The organism is Caulobacter sp. Root343 (assembly GCF_001425745.1).
Classification (GTDB): domain Bacteria; phylum Pseudomonadota; class Alphaproteobacteria; order Caulobacterales; family Caulobacteraceae; genus Caulobacter.
Genome location: NZ_LMDF01000007.1, coordinates 565,355 through 585,639 on the forward strand (window position 1 = coordinate 565,355; position 20,285 = coordinate 585,639).

Genomic DNA, 20,285 nt, shown 5'->3' on the forward strand with positions numbered 1-20,285 from the left:
ATGGCCGACGGATTTCCGGACCTGGGGGCCGGCGCGCCCTACGCCGTCACCGAAGCCGACCGCGCGGCGATCGCCGCCGCCATCGACGAGGCCGAGATCGTCGAACTGGCTCTGACCCTTGGCAACATTCCCGCCCCCTCCGGCAAGGAGCTGGCGGTGGCCAACTACGTCCACGACTGGATGGCGCGCGAGGGCTTCTCACCGCGCAAGGTCGGGGCGACGCCCGAACGGCCGAACATCATCGGCACGCACGGCGGCAAGGGCGTTGGGAAGAACCTGCTGTTCACCGCCCACCTCGACACCGAGGCGCCGACCTGGAACCCCGACCTCGACGCCTACAAGTACAGTCCCGACACCCTGGCCAATCCCGAATGGGAGACGTGCTGGCTGGAGGACGGCAAGCTCTACGGCTATCCGATTGCCAACGATCGCGGGCCGATGAGTTGCTTCCTGATCGCGGCCAAGGCCTTGAAGACGGCCGGCTACGAGCTGGCCGGCAAGATGTACCTGACCGCCTGTCCTGGCGAGATCGGTCCCGAACCGATCGAGGAGCATCGAGGCGTCGCCTATATGGGCAAGGACATCGGGGCCCACTACCTGTTCCACCACGGCGGCGTCGCGCCCGACTACGCCATCGCGGCGGAGGGCTGCGACTTTGGCCTGACCTGGGTCGGTTGCGGCTATGCGGTGTTCCGTTTTCAGGTCTGGGGGGAGGGCGTCTTCACCCCGCTGCTGGAGCATCCGGCGACGGCGGCCCAGCATCCCAATCCGATCTACAAGATCGGCAAGCTGACCGAGGCGATCCACGCTTGGAGCGGCGCATACGAGAAGAACAATCGCTACGACAGCCCCGGCGGCGTGGCCCAGCCGAAGTCCCAGATCGCCTCGATCCGTGGGGGCATCCCTTACGCCTTCGGGGCGGGCACCGAGCTGGTGAACCTCTATCTGGAGGTGGGCCTGACGCCCAGGCAGCGGGTCGCCGACGTCCAGCATTCGCTGGAGGCCATGGTTCGCGAAGCGGGCCTGGGCCGCGTCGACATCGAGCCGGTGGTGGTTCGCCACGGCTTCGAGGCCGACGCCCAGGAGGTGGCGCCGTTGGTCGGGGCCGTGGACGTCGCCACCCGCCTGGGTCTCGGCCATCCCGTCGCCTTAGCCAACCCGGTCTATTCCAGCATGTGGCGCGACCACAACGTCTTCAACATGCACCGGATTCCGGCCATCACCACCGGCTTCCGCCGCTGGCGGCCGACGCCCAAGGATTTGGTCGACAGTGCTCTGATCTACGCCCTGACCGCTCTGGCGATCTGCGGCCGGGCCGATCCCGACGATAGCGCGCCGCGCGCCGCCTCGGCGGTCTATCCCGACAACCCGTTCGGGAACGAAGGATGAGCGCCGCAACCTCGTCCCACGCGCCGGCCTCGGCGGACTTCCGCAAGGCCATGGGCGGCTTTCCGGCCGGCGTGACGGTGGTCACTGCTCGCCACGACGGCCGGCTGGTCGGCACGACGGTGAGCGCCTTCAGCTCGGTGTCGATGGATCCGCCGCTGGTCATGGTCTGCCTGAAGCGCGACAGCCGAACCCTCGCGACGCTGAGCCTGGCCCGCGCCTTCTGCGTCAACATCCTGGCTCGGGAGCAGGGCGACCTGGCCCACCGCTTCGCCAAGAGCGGGGCCGACGATCGCTTCGCCCTGACCGCCGTCGAGCCCGGCCTCTGTGGCGCGCCGCTGCTGGCTGGGTGTGTGGCGAATGTCGAGTGCGAGCTGCGCGCCGTCCACGACGGCGGCGACCACGAGATCCTGGTCGGGCGCGTCCTGCGCGTCGTGACAGACGAAACCAAGACGCCGCTCGTCTATGTGCGCGGCGGCTTTCTCGATATTTAGTTGGAGTTTCGCCGCATGGCCTATGACGTGCTGGACGTGAAGCCCATGACCCGCCGGATCGGCGCGGAGATCTTCGGCGTCGATCTGGGCAAGCCGCTGTCGAACCACCAGTTCGAGGAGATCCACCGGGCGCTGACGCAATACCAGGTGATCTTTTTCCGCGACCAGGAGATGTCGCACGAGGCGCACAAGGATTTCGGCCGCAAGTTCGGGAACCTGGCCATCCATTCCGGCGTGCCCGGCCTGGCGGACCATCCCGAGATCGTGGCCATCCATGCCGACGCCAATTCCAAGTTCGTGGCCGGCGAGAACTGGCACTCGGACCTGACCTGCGACCCCGAGCCGCCACTGGGCAGCATTCTCTACATGAAGGTCCTGCCCGACGACGGCGGCGACACCTGTTTCGCCAGCATGTACCGGGCCTATGAGACGTTGTCGGACCGGATGAAAGCCTATCTGGAAGGCCTGTCGGCTGTGCACGACGCCAATCCGGTCTACAAGGCGATCTTTCCGGACATCGATCGCAAGTACAATTGCTCGACCCACCCGATCGTGCGGACCCACCCGGTCAGCGGCCGGAAGAGCTTATTCGTCAATCCGTCCTACACCACCCACATCGCGGGCGTGTCCAAGGCCGAGAGCGCGGCGATCCTGGGTTACCTCTACCAGCACGCCAGCAACCCGGATTTCCAGGTGCGCTTCCGCTGGAAGCGGAACTCGGTGGCCTTCTGGGACAACCGCTGCACTTGGCACCAGGCGATCTGGGACTATTTCCCCGACACTCGCACCGGCTACCGGGTGACGGTCGCGGGGGACAAACCGTTCTGAGCCGGGGCGAGGGGAAGACTATTCCCGCGTGAAGTCGTCTGGCACTTGCGGATTCTGGCCGGCCTTGCCCCACAACACGATCTCGTTGCCCCACGGGTCGCGGAAGGCGTGGTTATAGCCGTTGAATTCTTGCCAGTAGTGGTTCCGCCACAGCACGGTCGCGCCCAGGCCTTCCGCCGTTCCGAGGATGCGGTCGGCGCTGTCGTCGTCGCTGATCAGCACCCAGACGCGCGGCTTGCGCCCGTCCGTGCCGAGCGTCCGCGGATCGACGCCTTCCGGCTCCGGATGGGGCCGAGCGTTGGCGGCCTTGAAGATCCCCAGGTGCAGGTTGCCGATCTCGCTATCGGTCCCATCCGGCTTCTGGAAGAAGCCGCCGGGCACCATGCGATGGTAGACTCCCTGGGGGCGGGCGTCGTTCTGCCAGCCGAACACCTGGGCGTAGAAGTCGCCGGCGGCGGCCGGGTCTTGGGAAGCCAGGTCGACGAAGATCAGAGTGTTGGGCTTGGTCACGGAAAAGGCTCGCGTTTCGGGTCAGTCGTTAAAGTTTATGGAGAGGGAAAGGTCCCTCCAGGTGTCGATGTCGGCGGCCAGGCCCTGGGCGGCGTAGCGGGCGTATTTCAGGGCGTCCTCGCCGAGCAGCAGATGCATCGGCGGATCCTCGGCGTCGGCGATCGCCAGGATCGCCCGGGCCGCTTTGGCCGGATCGCCAGGCTCATGACCGGCGTGGTCGGCCATGATCCGCTCGGCGTCGCGCGCCAGGCCCTCATAGTCGGGAAGCTTGGTCGCCACGATGGCCTTGGAGCTCGAGGCGAAGCCGGTGCGCAGACCGCCAGGCGCGACGTTGACGACCTTGATCCCCAGTTCGGCGACTTCCTGGGCCAAGGTTTGGGTCAGGCCTTCCAGCGCCCACTTGCTGGCGCAATAGACGCCCGTGCCGGCCCAGACCGCCAGGCCAGAGACCGAGGTGATGTTGATGATCCGCCCCGCACGGCGGGCGCGCATGGCGGGCAGGGCGGCCTTCAACACCGCCAGCGGGCCGAAGACGTTGGTCTCGAACTGGGCGCGAACCTCGTCCAGCGAGGCCTCCTCGACCGCGCCCACCAGGCCGTAGCCGGCGTTGTTGACCAGTACGTCGATAGCTCCGGTCACGCCTTCGGCCCGAGCGACGGCGGTCCTCACGGCCGCCCCGTCGGTGACGTCGAGGATCAACGCATGGCCGCCCAGCGCCTCAAATGCGGCGGCCGCTTCAGGCTTGCGCACCGTGCCTATCACCACGTCCCCACGCGCCAGCGCGGCGAGAGCGATCTCGCGCCCCAGGCCGCCGGAGACGCCGGTAATCATCCAGGTCTTGGTCATGTCGGCCTCAATAGGGCTTGTCGCCCTTGACCCACAGGCGATGCATGGTCCGGGTGTACTTGGCGTCGTCGTAGAGCGTGCCCGTGTGCAGGGTGCAGCGGTTGTCCCACATCAGCAGGTCGCCGACGCGCCACCTGTGGCGATAGACGAACGCATCCTGGGTCATGAACGCGACCAACTCGTCGAGGAGCGCCAGGCCCGCCGGGCCGGGCATGCCGATCACCTCGGTCACCGTGCCGGTGGACGGCCACAGCGCCTTCCTGCCGTCCGCGGGATGGGTGCGGATCAGCGGGTGCTCGACGTCGGGATTGGCCGCCTCCAACTCGGGCGAGAGGGTCTGCTGCTGGCCGAACTGGCGGGTGGCCATGAAGTGTTTGTAGCTGTGGTGCAGCCGCAGTCTTTCCAGCATCGCTTGCCGTTCAGCGGGCAAGGCGTTCCAGGCCGCGCAGCCGTCGGCCAGCAGGGTGTCCGAACCCTCGCCCGGAACCTCGACCGCATAGAGCATGGTCAGCATGACCGGCTCGGGCTTGTAGCTGTAGTCGGTGTGCCAGCCGACCCCGTCGTTGTGGGCGCCGATCGGCTTGCCGTCCACGACCCGGTTGCTGAGGATAAAGATCTTCGGATAGCCGGGCAGGGTGAAGCGGGTCTGGGTGTGATCCTCGGGATCACCGAACCGAGCGATGAAGCGCATCAGGTCGTCGGGCGTCATCTTCTGATCGCGCAGGGCGATGGCGCCGTGGCGGTGGAAGGTGTCGACGACCTGGTCCAGGGTCGCGTCCGGGGCGGAGGCCAGGTCGATCCCCGAGATCTCGGCGCCGAAGCCGGCCTTCAGGTCCTTGATGGCGATGTCGGCGGTCAGCGTCATGAGGTCTCTCGGGGTGCGTATCCGTGAAGGCTAGGCCCGGGGAGGGGCGCGGTCTTGTCCCAGCGCGCACGACAGCTTTCCCGGCGGCGCGGGGAGTGACCCCTGTTTGGGCGCCCATCGGGACATCGGGGCGCCGAGCGCCCGCGAAAACGGCGTCGCGGCGCGCGGCGTGTCCGCCGACCAACTCTTCGTGCGCGCTGAGGCAAGACCGGTCCACGGTGGGGTCCTAGCGTGATGGTCGATTTCCGACCTCGTAGAGCGCTTGCCGATGACCCCGCGCCCATCCGTCCTCAGCGACGTCTTCTTCGACGGCCTTTCGCGCTCGACGCTCGGCGTCGAGGCGGCCGAGACCCTGCCGCCGGCCTGCTATGTCGATCCGGACTTCTACGCGTTCGAGAAGGAGGCGCTGTTCAATCACGAATGGCTGTGCGTGGGCCGCATCGATTGGATCAAGGAGCCCGGCGACTATTTCACCACCCGGATCATCGGCGAGCCGGTCATCGTGGCGCGTAACCGCGACAACCAGATCAAGGCGATGTCGGCGGTCTGCCAGCACCGGGCCATGCTGGTGGCCGAGGGGCGGGGCAACGCCCGCGGCTTCGTCTGCCCCTATCACCACTGGGTCTATTCGCTGAACGGTGACCTGGTGAATGCGCCGGCCATGGAACGCACCTGCGATTTCGACAAGAAGGCGGTCAAACTGCCGGCCTTCAAGGTCGAGGTCTGGCTGGGCTTCATCTTCGTCAACTTCGACGCCGAGGCCCCGCCGCTGGCCCCGCGCCTGACGGCGGTCGAGGCGGCCGTGGCCAACTACGATCTCGAGCGCGCGGACGGCCTGACGCCGCCGATGACCGGCCAGTTCGCCTGGAACTGGAAGGTGATGTTCGAGAACAACAACGACGGCTATCACGCCAGCAAGCTGCATCGCGGGCCGCTGCACGACTTCATTCCCAGCGAGCTGTGCAGCTTTCCCGAGGCGGGCGAGCGCGACGCCGGCTTCCTGCGTTACAACGGCACCCTGCATCCCGACGCCAGCTTCAATCCCACGCAGAAGGCGGTGTTGCCGCTGTTTCCGAGGTTGACTGACGAGGACCGCAACCGCGCGACCTTCGCCAACATCCCGCCGACGCTGTCGCTGGTGATGACCAGCGACATGGTCATCTACCTGATCCTGCGCCCGACCGGCCCCGAGACCATGGAGCAGGACACCGGCATCCTGGTCGCGCCCGGCGCGATGGAGAGCCCGGGCTTCGAGGAACGCCTCGAGATGATCATGACCTCGGCGGGCAAGATCATCGCTCAGGACATGCATGTCGATGCGCTGGTCCAGCAGGGCCTGCGCTCACGCTTCGCCATCCGCGGTCGTTACTCCTGGCAGGAGGGGGCGCAGGTGCAGTTCAACCGTTGGCTCGCGCCGCGCTACCAGAAGGCCTGGGCAGCCCTCAAATCCGGCGAACCGTCCGCGATCGCCGGCGCGGAGGCCGCCGCATGAGCCGCTTGCCCGTCATCTTCTTCGGTCACGGCAGTCCGATGATCGCGCTGGAGACCAACGACACCACCCGGGCCTGGAAGGCCATGGGCGAGGCGATCGGCAAGCCGAAGGCCATTCTCTGCGTGTCGGCCCACTGGCTGACCCAGGGGACCCTGGTGACGGCCATGACCCGCCCACGCACCATTCACGACTTCGGAGCATCCTTTCCCAAAGCTTTGTTTGATCAACGGTATCCGGCTCCTGGCTCTCCTCCGCTGGCCGCGCGGGTGCGTGATCTCCTGGATCCCACGCCGGTGGCGCTGGATGAGCAAGGCTGGGGCCTGGACCACGGGACCTGGTCGGTGCTGGGCAAGGCGTTTCCCGAGGCCGACGTGCCGGTGGTGCAGCTGAGCATGGACGCGACCAAGCCGCCGGCCTGGCATTTCGAGATTGGTCAGCGCCTGGCGCCGTTGCGCGACGAGGGGGTGCTGATCGTCGGCACCGGCAACATCGTCCACAACCTGCCGGCCATGGACTGGGGCGACCGAAATCGTGCGCCCTACGACTGGTCTCAGCGGTTCAACGACTACGTCAAGACTGCCATCCTCGAGGACGCGCCTCAGCGAGCGGTCGCGTTCGAGAGCCAGGGCCAGGACGCGGCCCGTTCGGTCCCGACGCCCGATCACTACTGGCCGCTGCTCTATGTGCTGGGCGCGCGCCTGCCGGGCGACGCGCCGACCTTCGCCCCCGACCACATCGAGCACGGCTCGTTGAGCATGACCAGCGTGACGCTGGCGAGCCCTGTCGCCTGACCCGGAGATCCCGATGCCCTTCATCTGCGAACCCGGCCAGACCCGTGCGGATATCGTCCCTAGCGCTCTGCACCACCTGCCGGCGACGCCACAAACCGTCCATTGGGGTTATTTCGACCCGTCGATCGCGCCGGCGTTGCGGATCAAGAGCGGCGACCTCGTCCAGGCCGAGGCCATCACCCACCACGCTGGCGATGCGCCCGAGCTGATGATGGACGAGGCGGTCACGCGGATCTTCAACGAAATCCCGGAGGATGACCGCAACCCGGGCGTCCACATCATGACCGGCCCCATCCACGTGGAAGGCGCCAAGCCCGGCGACGTGCTGGAGGTGCGCTACCTGCGCATGGTCCCGCGCAACAACTACGGCTCCAACCTCGCGGCAAACTGGGGCTATCTCTACAAGGAGTTCGGCGAGAAGGAGCGGGTGACGATCTACGAGCTGGACCCGAACACCAACACCGCCAGCGCCCTCTACGCCTATGATTTCGAGGGCAAGTACCTGATCCCGGGGACGATCACCCATTGCCCGGCGTGCGACCGTCAGCCGGCGCTGAAGGGCGTCCGTATTCCAGCCCGCCCGCACCTGGGCACCGCCGGCGTCGCGCCGGCCGTCGACGGTCGCGTCAGCACCATTCCGCCCGGCGAACACGGCGGCAATATCGACAACTGGCGCATCGGGGCCGGGGCCACGATGTACTACACCGTGCAGGTCGACGGCGGGCTATTCTCGATCGGCGACCCCCATGTCAGCCAAGGCGACGGCGAGCTGTCGGGCACGGCGATCGAGTCGTCGCTGAACGTCCTGCTGCAGATCGTGCTGCGCAAGGACATCCAGACTCCCGGCCCGCTGCTGGAGACGCCGAAGTGGTGGATCGTTCACGGCTTCAACGAGGACCTGAACCTGGCCATGCGCGACGCCTCGACCAAGATGCTGAGCCTGCTCAGCGATCAGGTCGGGCTATCCAGGAACGACGCCTATTCGCTGATGAGCGTTGCGGCCGACTTCGGCGTCACCCAGGTGGTCGACGGCACCCAGGGCTGTCACGTGCGCATCCCCCGCGACATCTTTCCGAAACTCAGGGAATAGGCGCGTGAGGGCCTGGTCGTTCAGCACCGAGAGCCATCCCCGCGCCCAGCGCGCCGAGGCCTGGCGCGAGGCGATGAACCGTCTTGGCCTGCCCATCGAAGGCCTTTCGAACGGCGAGCCGGCGGCCGCCTCGGTCGTCTGCCTGACGTCGCCGCTCGGCCTTGAATTCGCGCTGGTCGAGGCCGGCGCTCAGACGATCTCCGGGCGTCTGACGGGCCAGCCCGCGGCGGTCTGGCTGGCCGTCCTGCTGCACGGGGAAGCGACCCTGGTCACCGACGAGCTGGCCGTCAGCGTCGCCTCGAACGATATCGCCTTCGGGCCCACGGGGCAGGCGGCGGCCTTGCGGCTGGACACCCGCTCGCGCCTGCTTTTCGTCCGTGCGCCGCGGGTGGCGCTGGATCACCGGCTGATCAGGCCCTTCAACCTGCGGGTCGGATGGCTGGATGGCTCCAAGGGCGTCCCGCGCATCCTCTCGGGCCTGCTGCGCGCCACCGCCGAGGAATTGGAGAACCTCTCGGTCGACCAGCTCCGGCCGGTGGACCTGGCGTTCACGGAGTTCCTGGCCCAGTGCCTGCTGGAGCAGGGCGCGGCGGTCTCCGACAGCCTCGACGCCTCGACGCCGACGGCGCACCTCCAGCGCCTTTGCCAGACCATTGAGACCCTGCTGCCTGATCCCGAACTGTCGCTAAGGCGGGTGGCGAACGAGGAGGGGGTCTCGCCGCGCTATGTGCAGAAACTGTTCGCTTCGGCCAACGAGACCTTCAGCCACTATCTGCGGTCCCGCCGGCTCGAGCGCTGCCGGATCGACCTCGCCAGCCCCCAGCACGCCCGGCTGTCGATTTCCGAGATCTGTTTCCGCTGGGGCTTCAACGGCTCGGCGCATTTCAGCCGGGCCTTTCGCGAGCAGTATGGCCAGTCCCCGCGGGAATTCAGGCAGGGGCGCGAACCGAGCGGCGCCGAGACCTTGAACTGAAGCCGCAGCGTAGCGCAGCGCACCCACCTCCGCGAAGCGTTTCTCCGCGGCCCCTACGAAGCATGGCGCAAGGCGCGGGACTAGGTCATCGTCGACCACACTGCCCGCGTGCGATGTTCGGGAGCGGGCTGACCGTCAGGCGAGAGGCCTTGGGCGATGGCGGGGGCGATCGCTGGAGCGCCTTGATCGACTAGCGCCTCGCGGGGGAGGAGAGCGGCCTCGACATCGTTCGCGCCATCCGCGCCCGTCACGGCGAAGCCATCACGATGTCGCTGATCACCGGCGAAGCGGACCCTGAGATCTTCACCGCCGCCGAAAGCCTGGGAATGCGAATGCTGCACAAGCCTTTAAAGCCAATCCGCCTATGCGCCCTGCTGTCTGGGGGCGGTTAGTCTGGGCGTGTTTCATGGGCCGGATGTGCGCCGTCTTGGGCGTCGAATGGCTTCCAAAGGCGATTGGCGCACCTACAGCGGCGAGCGCGCACGAACCTCGCGGCCGGCCGCGCCGGTGGTGTCGATGATCCCGCCGGGCAGGGCGCCGGCTTCGGTCTCATAGGCCCAGACCCGGAAGCCGTTCAGCTGGTGCGGCCCGAATGAGGTCAGCATGGCGACGTCGGCGGCGTCACGGCCGTGGGCGATTACGATCCGCCCGATACGCGGGATGTTGTTTCGCGGGTCGAACGCCCACCACTTGCCGCCGAGATAGACCTCCATCCAGGCGCTGAAGTCCATCGGGTCGACGCGCGGCACGCCGATGTCGCCAAGATAACCGTTCACGTAGCGGGTCGGGATGTTCAGGCAGCGGCACAGGGCGACGGCGAGATGGGCATAGTCTCGGCACACGCCGACGCGACCTTCATAGACCTCGTAGGCGGTGCGGGTGGAGCTGGCGGTCTGGTAGTCGAAGGCGATGTGCCCGTGCACGAAGTCGCAGACAGCCTGGGCCCGCGCCCAGCCCTGCTGGATGTGGCCAAATCGGTCCCAGGCGATCTGGCTCAGGCGATCGGTTTCGCAATAGCGACTGCCCATCAGATAGACCAGGCAATCGTCCGGCAGGTCTGCCACCTCGTGCAGCGCGGCGTCGGGCGCGGCCGGGTCAACCGCGCCGCTGTCTTCGATGACGCTGTCGCTCCACAAGGTCAGGACGCCGGTCGGGGCCACGAAACGTCGGCAAACATTGTCGAACAGGTCGCGATAGGTCGCGGTGTCGATCTGGGGCGAGGTGAAGAACGACTCCGCGATCCGCAGCTGGCGCTCGCGTCCATCCCGAAGGCCCAGCAGCGTCACCATCGCGGTCGGCTGCTGGCAGTGAACGCTGATCTCGTAGCCGTAGCGGATAAGCATGGTGGTCTCACGGTGCGAGCCGGCGCACCAAACAGGCGAATCCGGGATTGAAGCGAGCAGGCCTGATGCGAACGCGCGGACGCGGTGAAAGGTGCGGTGTCTTCAGCCGAAGGCGCTGAAGGACGCCGCCGGATAGGCCTCGCCTTCCAGATCGGTGACGTCGACCTCGACATCCATGCCCAGATAGTCGGCGGAGAAGCCGGACCAGGTCCCGTGCACCGGCGGCGCTTGGCGTGGATCGCGCACCACGGCCACACGGATCAGGTCGGTATTGCCGACAATGCCGTTGGTCGGGTCGAACTCCACCCAGCCGCACGACGGCAGATACACTCGCAGCCAGGCGTGGGTGTGGCCGCCGCCCGTTCGCTCGGCCTGACCCTGCTTGCGCGAGGGGCTGTGGATATAGCCCGAGATGAACTGGGCCGCGAGACCCAGGCTCCGCACCGCCTCGATCATCAGCACCGCGAAATCGCGGCAGGTGCCGCCCCGATTTTCAAGCGTGGCGAGCGGGGCCTGAACCCCGTGTTCGAAGCGCTTGCCATAGCGGAAGTCGGCATAGATCGCCTGGGTCATCTCGGCGAGCAGGTGCTGCAGGCTCGTGGCGCCCGCCGGCTTGACGAAGCGCAGCGCCCAGCGCTTGAGCGCGCCATCGGGGTCGTCGTGCTGCGGGGCGATCGACTGGACCAGGTCCGGCAGATCCTCGGCGGGATACGCAAACGGCCGGCCCGCCTCGAAGACGTCGAGGTGGCCGGGCTGGTCGCCGAAGGCCGGCAGCGGCATGTGGTCGAGGGTAAAGCAGCTCTCGAAGGTCAGCTCGCTGGCCCGCCCGCGAAAACTGGCTACGCCCACCCAGTTGCCCAGCACGTCCTGCACGTATCGCAGCTGCGCGGGGTGGGGTGTGATGATCAGCTCGGAGGACAGCAGACGCTGATCGCAACCTTCGCGCGGACGCAGCATCATGCGATGGTCGCCGAACGCCACGGGATTGCGATACCGGTAGCGCGTCAGATGGCGGACCGAAAGCACAGGCATTGACCAGAAGTGGCGGGGATTCTGGCGCGGGGTCGAGCCGCCTTCTTGTCGCAGGTGATCCGGACCCGGTCATTGTGCTCAACGCGGGCGCCCCATCGGCGCTTCTGCTTCTTGGAGATCACGCGGGCCGCGAGATACCTGCGCGCTTAAACGGCCTGGGTCTCACCGCCGCGGACCTTGACCGCCATATCGCTTGGGATATCGGCATTGCGGGCCTCGGGACGCGGCTTTCGGCCCTGCTGAACGCCCCCTTCATCCGGCAGGTCTACTCGCGCCTTGTCGTTGACTGCAATCGTCGGCCGGAGGCCAAAGACGCCATCCCCGAGATCAGCGACGGCACGCCGATCCCGGGCAATCGTGACCTTTCGCCGCTGGCGATCGCCACGCGTTTGGCCGAGATCTACCAGCCTTACCAGGACGCCATCGCCGAGGCGCTCGAGCGCAGGGCGGGGCGGCGGACGGTGCTGGTGGCCCTTCACAGCTTCACCCCTTCGATGGCGGGGCAGGACCGGCCGTGGCGGCTGGGCGTCCTCCATCGGCACGATTCCGCGTTCTCTTCGGCGATGCTTGCGCGGCTGCGGGCCGATCTGGACGAGGCATTTGTTGGCGACAACGCGCCTTACGCCATGGACGAGACCGACAACACCATTCCCCTTCACGCCGATCCGCGCGGGCTGGACTATCTTGAGCTGGAGGTGCGCCAGGACCTATTGGCCGACGAAACGGCCCGGGCTGAGATGGCCCAATGGCTTGCGCCACGCCTACAGGCGGTTTTGGACGCGACCAGTATGTCCGAATAGGCGACGACTCGTCATTTCGCGCGCGCCCGTTACTGGGGCGCAGATTTGGCCTTAGACTTAACGGATGCGCCTAAGGGCGCGACGCGAATAAGGTTTCCGGAATGGCCGCGGCCATCGCCGCGTAACCGCTGTCGTTCGGGTGCAGCCAATCACCCTTCTGGAATTCAGGGCGCATGCGCTGCGGATCGGTCGGATCGGCGATAGCTCGGTTGAAATCGACCACGGCGTCGAACACCGCACCGGATCTTATAGCGGTGTTGATCCGCTCAACCGTGGCCAGGCCTGCTTCCGTCTGATTGTTCGTGCCCTTGTACGGCGTCAGCGTCCCGCCGATGACTCGAATGCCATGGGCATGCGCCCGCACGACAAGTTGGCGGTAGCCTTCCAACATTTGGCGGGCCAAGGCCTCGGCGTCAAAGGTCGTGGTCTCGGCGGCGCGGATGTCGTTGACGCCTTCGGCGAAGATGATGTCGGTCAATCCCGGCACGGCGAAGACATCCCGATCAAGCCGCATGAGCATGCCGGGCGAGCCGCCGTCCGAGAGAACCTTGTTGCCGCTGATGCCCGCGTTCACGACGACGACCTCGCAGCGCTTTCCGGATAGGCGGCGAGCGATGCGGCTTGGCCAGTTGTTGTGGGGCGTTGAACCGGAGCCCTCGGTTATGGAGTCGCCGAGGGCGACGACGACGCGACGACAGGCTGACTTGGGGGCAAGGGTTTCGACGGCGGAAACGATCGCGGCGGCACGCACGGGACTAACGTCGCGGCCCGGCGTAACGGCGCCTTGAGCGATGCGCACCATCGCGCGGTGGGCGACGGGCTCCGCCGGACCGGGATAGTGCACAGTAATCGCGACATCGCTGAACGCCGGAAGGGGCAGCTCGATGAAGTCGGTGTATCTGGCAAGTCCTGGCTCAAGCGTCGCGCCTTGGGCGCCGCCGAACGTCGCCAGTCGCGGCTCGCCAAGTTCTCCGTCCGGATAGACAGGGCGAACTTCGACCCTGTCGAGCGTGACAGGCTTGGCGCCGAGCTCATTCGTCAGCCGAAGCGAAATCCGGGTCGTTGGCGCCTGGACGCGAATGTCTTGCCTCACCGATTGTCCGTCATAGGCGAGCACCTCTCCCTCTTTCGCCTTCGCCGGTTTGAACGAGGTCGAGGAAATCCAGGCTGGGATGACGGGCGCGGCCATTGCCTGCGCCGCGCCCGCGGACAGCATCAAAGCGGCGGCGAAGGCGGCGATTCTCATCGTTTCTCCCATTCACGCTCGGCGCGCAGGCGTGGTTTATATAAGAAATAGAAAGTTGCAGGTAAAATTTCTATCCTTGCGGTATGCGCCTGTGGGAGGAATGGGCAGTCGGACCTTCGGCAGCCCAGCTGCCACGAGCGCGGTCTCCAACGGGGGGACCGTCTAGCCATGGCGTCGGCGCCGCGCATCGCTGCATCCCTCCCGCCGCGCTTGCGACTTGCCGGGCGCCGCGAACCTGGCAGTCAGTTTATAAGTAAAACATAAATTGACAAGTGAATGACGCGAGGCAACAAAAGGATAACGATATAAATTACAGGGGGTGAAATGCGCACCAAGCTGGGTCTCGCCGGTTCGACGACGCTAATCAGCCTTGCCTGCCAGTCAGCGCTCGCGACATCGACCGCCGCCCAGACGTCGAAGGCCGCGGCGAAAGCGAGACACGTCATGAAGCTGTGGTTGCGGGTCACGGTCATGATGTTGGCCGTCGGCGTCGCGATAGGCGCCCAAGCGCACGCCGCCCAGCCCAGCGATCCCTCCGTGGCGGCGCCGAAGGCCATGCGGCTCTGGTACCAGACCCCGGCGGAGGACAGCGTCCAAGGGTGGCTGGATCAGTCCCTGCCGCTCGGCAATGGCTATTTCGGCGTCAACGTCTTCGGCGGCGTCGCGCGCGAGCGTCTGCAGATCACCGAAAACAGCTTGGTCGACACGCCCACCGACGGCATTGGCGGACTTAACAACTTCGCGGAAGTCGCGCTTGAATTCCCGCACGCCGCGCCGCGGGACTATAGCCGCGATCTCGATCTCAATACCGCCACCGCCCATGTCCGTTATCGCGATGGCGACGTCGTGTTCACGCGCGAATATTTCACCAGCTACCCCGACCGGGTCATGGTGATCCGCCTCTCGGCCTCGCGTCCCGGCGCCCTGGACTTCACGCTTCGACCCAAGGCTCCCTACCTGACGCCGTTCCGCCGCACCGAGGGCGACCGACGCGGCAAGCACGCGACCGTCAAGGCGCAGGGCGATCTGATCACGCTGAACGGCGTGATGGATTACTATGGGATCAAGTTCGAAGCGCAGTTCAAGGTCATCCCACAAGGCGGCGTCCTCAGCGCCAGCAACGACCAGGATGGCGGCGCCATCTCCGTCCGCGGCGCCGACAGCGCCGTGATCCTTGTCGCGCTCGGGACGAATTATCGGCTCGCTCCTCAAGTCTTCTCCGAAAAGGACCCTCTGGCGAAGCTCAAGGGCTTTCCGGATCCCCATGACCAGGTCACGGCGATCCTGGACGCCGCCGCCAAGCGTTCGTTCGCCGACCTGAAGGCGCGGCAGCAGGCCGATTACGGCGCGCTCTATGGTCGGGTCCTGTTCGATCTGGGCGACACCGCGCGCGCGATCCCGACCGACCGCCTATTGGAAGGCGCGCGGCGGGGAGAAGCGACGCCATATCTGGATGAACTGGCATTCCAGTTTGGCCGCTATCTCCTGATCTCGTCCTCGCGCGTCGGCGCCTTGCCGCCCAATCTGCAAGGCGTCTGGAACGTCCATCAGGATGCGCCCTGGTCGGCGGGCTACTGGCACAACGTGAACCAGCAGATGAACTACTGGCCGGCGTTCGTGACCAACCTGCCGGAGCTCTTCGACGGCTATATCGACTTCTACAAGGCCTACCTGCCCGCGCACCAGGCGCGCGCCACGCAGTACCTCAAGGAGTATCATCCCGCCGGCCTCTCGCCCGATGGCGACAACGGCTGGGCCATGGGCAACTCCATGCGTCCCTTCGAACCCAGCGGCAAATCCGCTCACTCGGGCTTCGGCACCGGGCCCTGGACGACCATGCTGTTCTGGGATCGGTACGACTTCACCCGCGACAAGGCGCTGCTGCGCGACGTCGTCTATCCGGCCATGCGCGGGCAGGCGGACTTCCTGTCACGTTTCCTGACCGAGAAGGACGGCAAGCTCCTCGCCGCGCCCTCGTCGTCGCCGGAGAATGCCGGAAGCCTGCAGTCGGTCGGCACGACGTTCGACCAGCAGATGATCTTCGAGAACTACCGCGACACGATCGCCGCGGCGGGGTTGCTGGGCGTCGCCGATGATCCGGTGATCGCGAGGATCGCCGCCCAACGGGACAAGCTCGACCCGATCCTCATCGGCGCGTCGGGCCAGATCAAAGAGTACCGGGAGGAAACGACCTACGGCTCGATCGGCGACCCCAAGCACAGGCACATCTCGCAACTGCTTGGCGTCTATCCCGGACGGCTGATCACCAGCGAGACGCCCGCCTGGCAGGACGCCGCCAAGGTTTCCCTGCGAAGCCGCGGACCGGTCGGGGGCACCGGTTGGGCCCAGGCCGAGCGGATCGAGACGTGGGCGCGGCTGGGCGAGGGCGACACGGCCTACCAGTTCTACCGCTATTGGATGAGCCATCACGCCATGTCCAACCTGTGGAACAATCACAGGGACTCCCTCACGACGAGATTGTTCCAGATCGACGGGAATTTCGGTGTGAGCGCCGGCGTGGGGGAAATGCTTCTGCAGAGCGCGGACGGTGTCGTCGCGCCGCTGGCGGCCCTGCCGAGCGCCTGGCCCGACGGGCGTTACCGCGGCCTGTTGGCGCGTGGAGGCTTCGAAGTCTCGGCGACCTGGTCCAAGGGACGCGCGACCCGACTGGAGATTCTTTCGAAGGTCGGCGGGCCCTTGACGCTGCGATACCCGGGCATCGCTCAGGCGACGTTCCGCACGCGCGACGGACAGCGCGTCTCCCAGCGTCCCGATGCTCGTGGCGACGTCAGCTTCGACACCCAGCCGGGCGAAACCTATGTGGTGACGTCCATCCCGTCGGCGCCCAAAACCTCACCTGTCGAGGACGTGAAGATCGCCGTCGACGGCTACGACGCCGTGCTGTTGAACTGGCATGAGGCTTCCCGGTTCAAGACCTACGCCGTCGAGCGGGCGGTCGGCGATTCCGCGACCTACGAGCGGATCGCCAGCGGCCTCACCCAGTCGCGCTATGTCGACAAGTCCCCGCCGGTCGGCGCGGCTCAACATCTTCGGTATCGGATCATCGGCACGACAGTCGCCGGAAAGACGGTTGCCGGCGAGAGCGTCTTCCGAGACCGACCGGCGCAAGGCGATGTTCGATACCTTCGGGTGGACGACGATCTTGTCGCTTACGACGCCGGCGACGGATCCCTACGCGCTTCCATGTCCGACGGCCGCTACGGCGTTGATCTGGCTTGGTCGCAGGGCAACCTCACCGAGGTGCGTTTGTCGCCTAGGGGCTCGGGCCAGGTTCGATTGCGATCGCCCTTGTTTCGCGGACCCGTCGAGATCTTCGGCGCGTCGGGAAAGCGGCTTTCGTTCTCCCGATCCGGCGACGGCGTCACGTTCGACGCGAATGCCGGAACGGCCTACCGTATCGCCGCGCAAGCGGTTGTTACGGTCGCGACCGAGCCGACCCCATCACTCGGTCGGGTGACGGTCGCCGTCACGGTTCGGGCCGTCGACCAGGCGCTCGCCGCCTCCACGGTGACGCTGCGTGTTCCGACCGACTGGCGCGCGACGCCCGCGAAGGTCGAGCTGGAGCCCATCGCGGCAGGGAAGACCTTGATGGCGAAATTTGATGTCGAGCCACCGAAGACTGTCGTGGATGGTCGCTATTTGGTCGAAGCGACTCACGCCACCGGCGACGACGCTGTGACCGCGGCTTCCAGCGTTGAAATCCGCATCCCGAACCTCGCGCTCGGTCGGCCCGCCAAGCAATCCAGCACCGTGCGGGGCGAGGGGGCGGCGCGTGCGGTCGATGGTCGGACCCTCGGTCAGATCGAGGCCGGATCGGTGACGAGCACCGAGACCGAGGATCATCCCTGGTGGGAGGTCGATCTCGGCTCGGAGCATCAGATCGGTGACGTCGTCGTATGGCCCAGAATCGACACCTGCTGCCGCACCGCGCTGCCCGATCTCGTCGTCGTGGTGTCGCGGACGCCGATCGGCGACCTTGACCTCGCCGAGGCCGCCAAGCGCGCCGACGTCGGCGTCTATCATCTCGCGGCGACATCCGCGCCAAGCGGCAGGGCCGTCGTCCAAAACCAAAGTCGCTACGTCAGGGTATGGGGCGCGAAGCGGCAGGAGCTCAACCTGTCGGAGGTGCAGGTGTTTCCAGGTTTCGGCCATTGATCGTGACGAGGGATAAGGTGATCAATCGCAAGTCTCGATCCGTCCTGCGGATGATTTCGTACGGTCTTGTGGTGTGTGCGGCCCTGGCGAGCGTCACGCTTATGGGGCCGCCGGCTGCCCAGGCTCAGAACGCCGCCCCAGCCGGCGCGGCACAGAAGCGCTACGTCGCGCGTACGGCGGAGGAAGTCGCGGTCGCGCGGGCCAAGCGCGTGTACGACACGGTGCAGCCCTCCAATCCGACGATCGTCCGGCCTTCGCTCGACAACAAGCGGACCGCCAACGGCCTCGCTCCTACGCCGCCGATGGGCTGGAACAGCTGGAACAAGTTCGGCTGCAAGGCCCTCACCGAGCAGGTGGTCCGCGACACCGCGAACGAGATGGCCTCCAACGGGATGCGCGATGCGGGGTATACCTATTTAATCCTCGACGATTGCTGGGCGGGGCCGCGCGATGCGCAGGGCAACCTGACCGCCGACGCCGAGAAATTTCCCTCGGGCATGAAGGCGCTGGGCGACTATATCCACTCGAAGGGGCTGAAGTTCGGCATCTATTCCGATGCGGGCAAGCTGACCTGCGCCAAGCAGCCCGGAAGCCAGGGCCATGAGTATCAGGACGCGATGTCGTTTGCATCCTGGGGCGTCGATTACTTGAAGTATGACTGGTGCCACACCGGATCGCGCAACACCGAAGAGGCCTATGCGCTGATGGCCGACGCCTTGCGTGCGACCGGGCGCGACATCGTCTTGTCGATCTGCAACTGGGGCGTCGACCGTCCGAACGAGTCCGACAGGTCGCTGCCCTGGGAATGGGGCATGAAGATCGGCAATCTCTGGCGCACCACGAGCGATATCCGCAATGACTGGCAAGGACGCGTGCGATTTGGCATCGGCGTGCTCGACATCGTCGACAAGAACGAGCCGCTCTACCCCTATGCCGGACCCGGGCACTGGAACGACCCCGACATGCTCGAGGTCGGCGTCGACAAGAACGAGGGGCTTACCTGGGAAGAGCAGCGCTCGCACTTCAGCCTTTGGGCGATGATGGCCGCGCCGCTGATCGTGGGCAATGACCTGACCGTCATGGACGATGCGACGAAAAACATCCTTCTCAACAAGGAAGTCATTTCGGTCGACCAGGACCAGCTTGGCGCGCAAGGCCGCCGTGTCCGCGACGACGGCGATTTCGAAGTGTGGTCGAAACCGCTCGCCGACGGCGGCCGGGCGGTGCTGCTATTCAACCGCTCCGGCAACCGCGCGCGCATAGCGACGAAATGGTCCGAGCACGGCTATCCCGACGCGCTGCAGGTTGCGGTGCGCGATCTGTGGGCGCGTCGCGATCTCGGCCGGATCAAGGGCGGTTTCGCCGCCGAGGTCCCGTCGCACGGCGTGGTAATGCTTCGAGTCAAGCCGTAGGGCTCAAGCCGGCGCGCCTCTGCCTCGCGAGTTCTAAAGGTCGCCCGAGCATCAAGGAGACCGCGCATGCCGCCGGTCGGGTAGGCATCCGCCGCTAGTGATCGTCCACCCATGCGTTTTGCGACGCGAAGAGTTCAGCGCGCCGCGGCTTCGATCAGCTTGGCGACCTCGTGGGGGTGAGAAATCATGACCACATGCGAGGCGCCGGGAACGATGGCCACTTTCTTGGCGTGAGCGCGCTCGGCCATCCATTGCATGGCGGCCGGCGGGATGTTTCGGTCGGCGTCGCCATAGGCCCACCACGAGGGAATGACCTTCCAACCGGTGGCGATCGCCTTTTCCATTCCGGCCACATCGGTGAGCGGACGTTGAGCCACGGCCATCAATCTGGCCTTGGCCAACGGAACGTCGGCGGCGAATTGGGCCGGGAATTTATCCTGCTGGATGTAGAGATCATGGGCGCCGCCTGGCAGATCGACGGGTTTGTCCAACGCGCCAGACAGGGTGCTGCCCTGAAATTTCCCCGAGAGTTCGAAGATGCTCTCGCCGACCTCGGGGGCGAAGGCGGCGACATAGACCAGCGCCTTGACGTTGGCCGCGCCGTCGCTGGCGGCCGAGATCACCGCACCGCCATAGGAATGGCCGACCAGGACCACTGGGCCTGGGATCGCGTCGAGCACCGCCCGCACGGCGGCCGCGTCGCTGGCCAGGCCGCGCAAGGGATTGGCCGCCGCCACGACGGGGTAACCGTCGCGGGTCAGGTCGGCGACGACGCCGTCCCAACTGCTGCTGTCGGCGAAGGCGCCGTGGACCAGGACCACCGTCGGCTTGGTCTGGGCGTGCGCGGCGGCGAGGCTCGTCAGGCTCAGGGCCAGGGCGAAGGCGAACACTTTCTGGGTCATGGCGATGTCCTCGGGAGAGCGGGGAAGGGGCTCGTTGTCTGGTCGAACGCAGGTCGCCGAAAAGTCCTCACCCGTCGTCGGCAGCCAAGGTGAGGATTT

18 protein-coding genes are annotated in these 20,285 nt (G+C 66.4%); 11 read left to right on the forward strand and 7 right to left on the reverse strand.

Going from position 1 to position 20,285, the window contains the following annotated elements; translation table 11 throughout:
* The 3 genes from ASC70_RS15275 to ASC70_RS15285 are packed head-to-tail and all read left to right on the forward strand — an operon-like array spanning position 1 to position 2,708.
* Positions 1-1,389, forward strand: coding sequence for a hypothetical protein (locus ASC70_RS15275; RefSeq protein ID WP_056051475.1), 1,389 nt, complete (start codon positions 1-3; stop codon positions 1,387-1,389).
* Positions 1,386-1,880 carry a flavin reductase family protein gene (locus tag ASC70_RS15280; protein ID WP_056051477.1) on the forward strand — a complete coding sequence of 165 codons (495 nt, stop codon included), beginning with the start codon at positions 1,386-1,388 and terminating at the stop codon, positions 1,878-1,880. The genes ASC70_RS15275 and ASC70_RS15280 overlap by 4 nt, the downstream gene beginning before the upstream one ends.
* A gap of 15 nt (positions 1,881-1,895) precedes the next feature.
* Positions 1,896-2,708, forward strand: coding sequence for a TauD/TfdA family dioxygenase (locus tag ASC70_RS15285; protein WP_047407018.1), 813 nt, complete (start codon positions 1,896-1,898; stop codon positions 2,706-2,708).
* 18 nt (positions 2,709-2,726) lie between these two features.
* Here ASC70_RS15285 and ASC70_RS15290 read toward each other — a convergent pair whose 3' ends face one another.
* Genes ASC70_RS15290 through ASC70_RS15300 form a run of 3 tightly spaced genes read right to left on the reverse strand, consistent with a single transcriptional unit; the run spans position 2,727 to position 4,929 of the window.
* Positions 2,727-3,218, reverse strand: coding sequence for a VOC family protein (locus ASC70_RS15290; RefSeq protein ID WP_056051479.1), 492 nt, complete (start codon positions 3,216-3,218; stop codon positions 2,727-2,729).
* 21 nt (positions 3,219-3,239) lie between these two features.
* A complete protein-coding gene (locus ASC70_RS15295; RefSeq protein WP_056051481.1) occupies positions 3,240-4,064 on the reverse strand; it encodes an oxidoreductase in 825 nt (274 codons plus the stop codon).
* A 7-nt stretch (positions 4,065-4,071) separates the two neighbouring features.
* On the reverse strand, positions 4,072-4,929 hold the full coding sequence (locus tag ASC70_RS15300) for a TauD/TfdA family dioxygenase (RefSeq protein WP_056051482.1): 858 nt from the start codon (positions 4,927-4,929) through the stop codon (positions 4,072-4,074).
* A gap of 268 nt (positions 4,930-5,197) precedes the next feature.
* On the opposite strand from ASC70_RS15300, the gene ASC70_RS15305 reads away from it, so the two are divergent.
* The 5 genes from ASC70_RS15305 to ASC70_RS25795 all read left to right on the forward strand — a co-directional run bounded on the left by ASC70_RS15305 (position 5,198) and on the right by ASC70_RS25795 (position 9,667).
* The gene (locus ASC70_RS15305; RefSeq protein ID WP_056051484.1) at positions 5,198-6,421 is read left to right on the forward strand and encodes an aromatic ring-hydroxylating dioxygenase subunit alpha; all 1,224 of its coding nucleotides are present in this window, start codon (positions 5,198-5,200) and stop codon (positions 6,419-6,421) included.
* Positions 6,418-7,212: a 4,5-DOPA dioxygenase extradiol gene (gene ygiD / locus ASC70_RS15310; protein ID WP_056051486.1), complete on the forward strand. Its 795-nt coding sequence runs from the start codon at positions 6,418-6,420 to the stop codon at positions 7,210-7,212. The genes ASC70_RS15305 and ygiD overlap by 4 nt, the downstream gene beginning before the upstream one ends.
* A gap of 13 nt (positions 7,213-7,225) precedes the next feature.
* On the forward strand, positions 7,226-8,302 hold the full coding sequence (locus ASC70_RS15315) for an acetamidase/formamidase family protein (RefSeq protein ID WP_056051488.1): 1,077 nt from the start codon (positions 7,226-7,228) through the stop codon (positions 8,300-8,302).
* A 4-nt stretch (positions 8,303-8,306) separates the two neighbouring features.
* Complete coding sequence (locus ASC70_RS15320) at positions 8,307-9,275, forward strand: AraC family transcriptional regulator (RefSeq protein ID WP_047405537.1); 969 nt, start codon at positions 8,307-8,309, stop codon at positions 9,273-9,275.
* Between the two features lie 266 nt (positions 9,276-9,541).
* Positions 9,542-9,667: a hypothetical protein gene (locus tag ASC70_RS25795; protein WP_255355035.1), complete on the forward strand. Its 126-nt coding sequence runs from the start codon at positions 9,542-9,544 to the stop codon at positions 9,665-9,667.
* A gap of 72 nt (positions 9,668-9,739) precedes the next feature.
* Here the strand turns inward: ASC70_RS25795 and ASC70_RS15325 are convergent, their stop codons facing one another.
* Positions 9,740-10,618: a transglutaminase family protein gene (locus ASC70_RS15325; RefSeq protein ID WP_056051491.1), complete on the reverse strand. Its 879-nt coding sequence runs from the start codon at positions 10,616-10,618 to the stop codon at positions 9,740-9,742.
* 102 nt (positions 10,619-10,720) lie between these two features.
* A complete protein-coding gene (locus tag ASC70_RS15330) occupies positions 10,721-11,650 on the reverse strand; it encodes a transglutaminase family protein (RefSeq protein WP_056051493.1) in 930 nt (309 codons plus the stop codon).
* Positions 11,651-11,724: 74 nt separating this feature from the next.
* Here ASC70_RS15330 and ASC70_RS15335 point away from each other — a divergent pair, with 74 nt between their 5' ends.
* Positions 11,725-12,450, forward strand: coding sequence for an N-formylglutamate amidohydrolase (locus tag ASC70_RS15335; protein ID WP_200939222.1), 726 nt, complete (start codon positions 11,725-11,727; stop codon positions 12,448-12,450).
* Positions 12,451-12,520: 70 nt separating this feature from the next.
* Here the strand turns inward: ASC70_RS15335 and ASC70_RS15340 are convergent, their stop codons facing one another.
* A complete protein-coding gene (locus ASC70_RS15340; protein WP_056051498.1) occupies positions 12,521-13,696 on the reverse strand; it encodes an SGNH/GDSL hydrolase family protein in 1,176 nt (391 codons plus the stop codon).
* 324 nt (positions 13,697-14,020) lie between these two features.
* On the opposite strand from ASC70_RS15340, the gene ASC70_RS15345 reads away from it, so the two are divergent.
* Positions 14,021-17,872: a glycoside hydrolase N-terminal domain-containing protein gene (locus ASC70_RS15345; protein WP_082539729.1), complete on the forward strand. Its 3,852-nt coding sequence runs from the start codon at positions 14,021-14,023 to the stop codon at positions 17,870-17,872.
* A 17-nt stretch (positions 17,873-17,889) separates the two neighbouring features.
* Complete coding sequence (locus ASC70_RS15350) at positions 17,890-19,284, forward strand: glycoside hydrolase family 27 protein (RefSeq protein WP_235519410.1); 1,395 nt, start codon at positions 17,890-17,892, stop codon at positions 19,282-19,284.
* A 134-nt stretch (positions 19,285-19,418) separates the two neighbouring features.
* Here ASC70_RS15350 and ASC70_RS15355 read toward each other — a convergent pair whose 3' ends face one another.
* Positions 19,419-20,186 carry an alpha/beta fold hydrolase gene (locus ASC70_RS15355; protein ID WP_056051502.1) on the reverse strand — a complete coding sequence of 256 codons (768 nt, stop codon included), beginning with the start codon at positions 20,184-20,186 and terminating at the stop codon, positions 19,419-19,421.
* Between the last annotated feature and the right edge of the window lie 99 nt (positions 20,187-20,285).

Excerpts from the sequence above, each read along its gene's own strand:
- ASC70_RS15295 (WP_056051481.1), bottom strand. The coding sequence starts at position 4,064 with ATGACCAAGACCTGGATGATTACCGGCGTCTCCGGCGGCCTGGGGCGC.
- ASC70_RS15315 (WP_056051488.1), top strand. The coding sequence starts at position 7,226 with ATGCCCTTCATCTGCGAACCCGGCCAGACCCGTGCGGATATCGTCCCT.
- ASC70_RS15330 (WP_056051493.1), bottom strand. The coding sequence starts at position 11,650 with ATGCCTGTGCTTTCGGTCCGCCATCTGACGCGCTACCGGTATCGCAAT.
- ASC70_RS15355 (WP_056051502.1), bottom strand. The coding sequence starts at position 20,186 with ATGACCCAGAAAGTGTTCGCCTTCGCCCTGGCCCTGAGCCTGACGAGC.
- ASC70_RS15325 (WP_056051491.1), bottom strand. The coding sequence starts at position 10,618 with ATGCTTATCCGCTACGGCTACGAGATCAGCGTTCACTGCCAGCAGCCG.
- ASC70_RS15285 (WP_047407018.1), top strand. The coding sequence starts at position 1,896 with ATGGCCTATGACGTGCTGGACGTGAAGCCCATGACCCGCCGGATCGGC.
- ygiD (WP_056051486.1), top strand. The coding sequence starts at position 6,418 with ATGAGCCGCTTGCCCGTCATCTTCTTCGGTCACGGCAGTCCGATGATC.
- ASC70_RS15305 (WP_056051484.1), top strand. The coding sequence starts at position 5,198 with ATGACCCCGCGCCCATCCGTCCTCAGCGACGTCTTCTTCGACGGCCTT.
- ASC70_RS25795 (WP_255355035.1), top strand. The coding sequence starts at position 9,542 with ATGTCGCTGATCACCGGCGAAGCGGACCCTGAGATCTTCACCGCCGCC.
- ASC70_RS15300 (WP_056051482.1), bottom strand. The coding sequence starts at position 4,929 with ATGACGCTGACCGCCGACATCGCCATCAAGGACCTGAAGGCCGGCTTC.
- ASC70_RS15345 (WP_082539729.1), top strand. The coding sequence starts at position 14,021 with ATGCGCACCAAGCTGGGTCTCGCCGGTTCGACGACGCTAATCAGCCTT.
- ASC70_RS15340 (WP_056051498.1), bottom strand. The coding sequence starts at position 13,696 with ATGAGAATCGCCGCCTTCGCCGCCGCTTTGATGCTGTCCGCGGGCGCG.
- ASC70_RS15275 (WP_056051475.1), top strand. The coding sequence starts at position 1 with ATGGCCGACGGATTTCCGGACCTGGGGGCCGGCGCGCCCTACGCCGTC.
- ASC70_RS15280 (WP_056051477.1), top strand. The coding sequence starts at position 1,386 with ATGAGCGCCGCAACCTCGTCCCACGCGCCGGCCTCGGCGGACTTCCGC.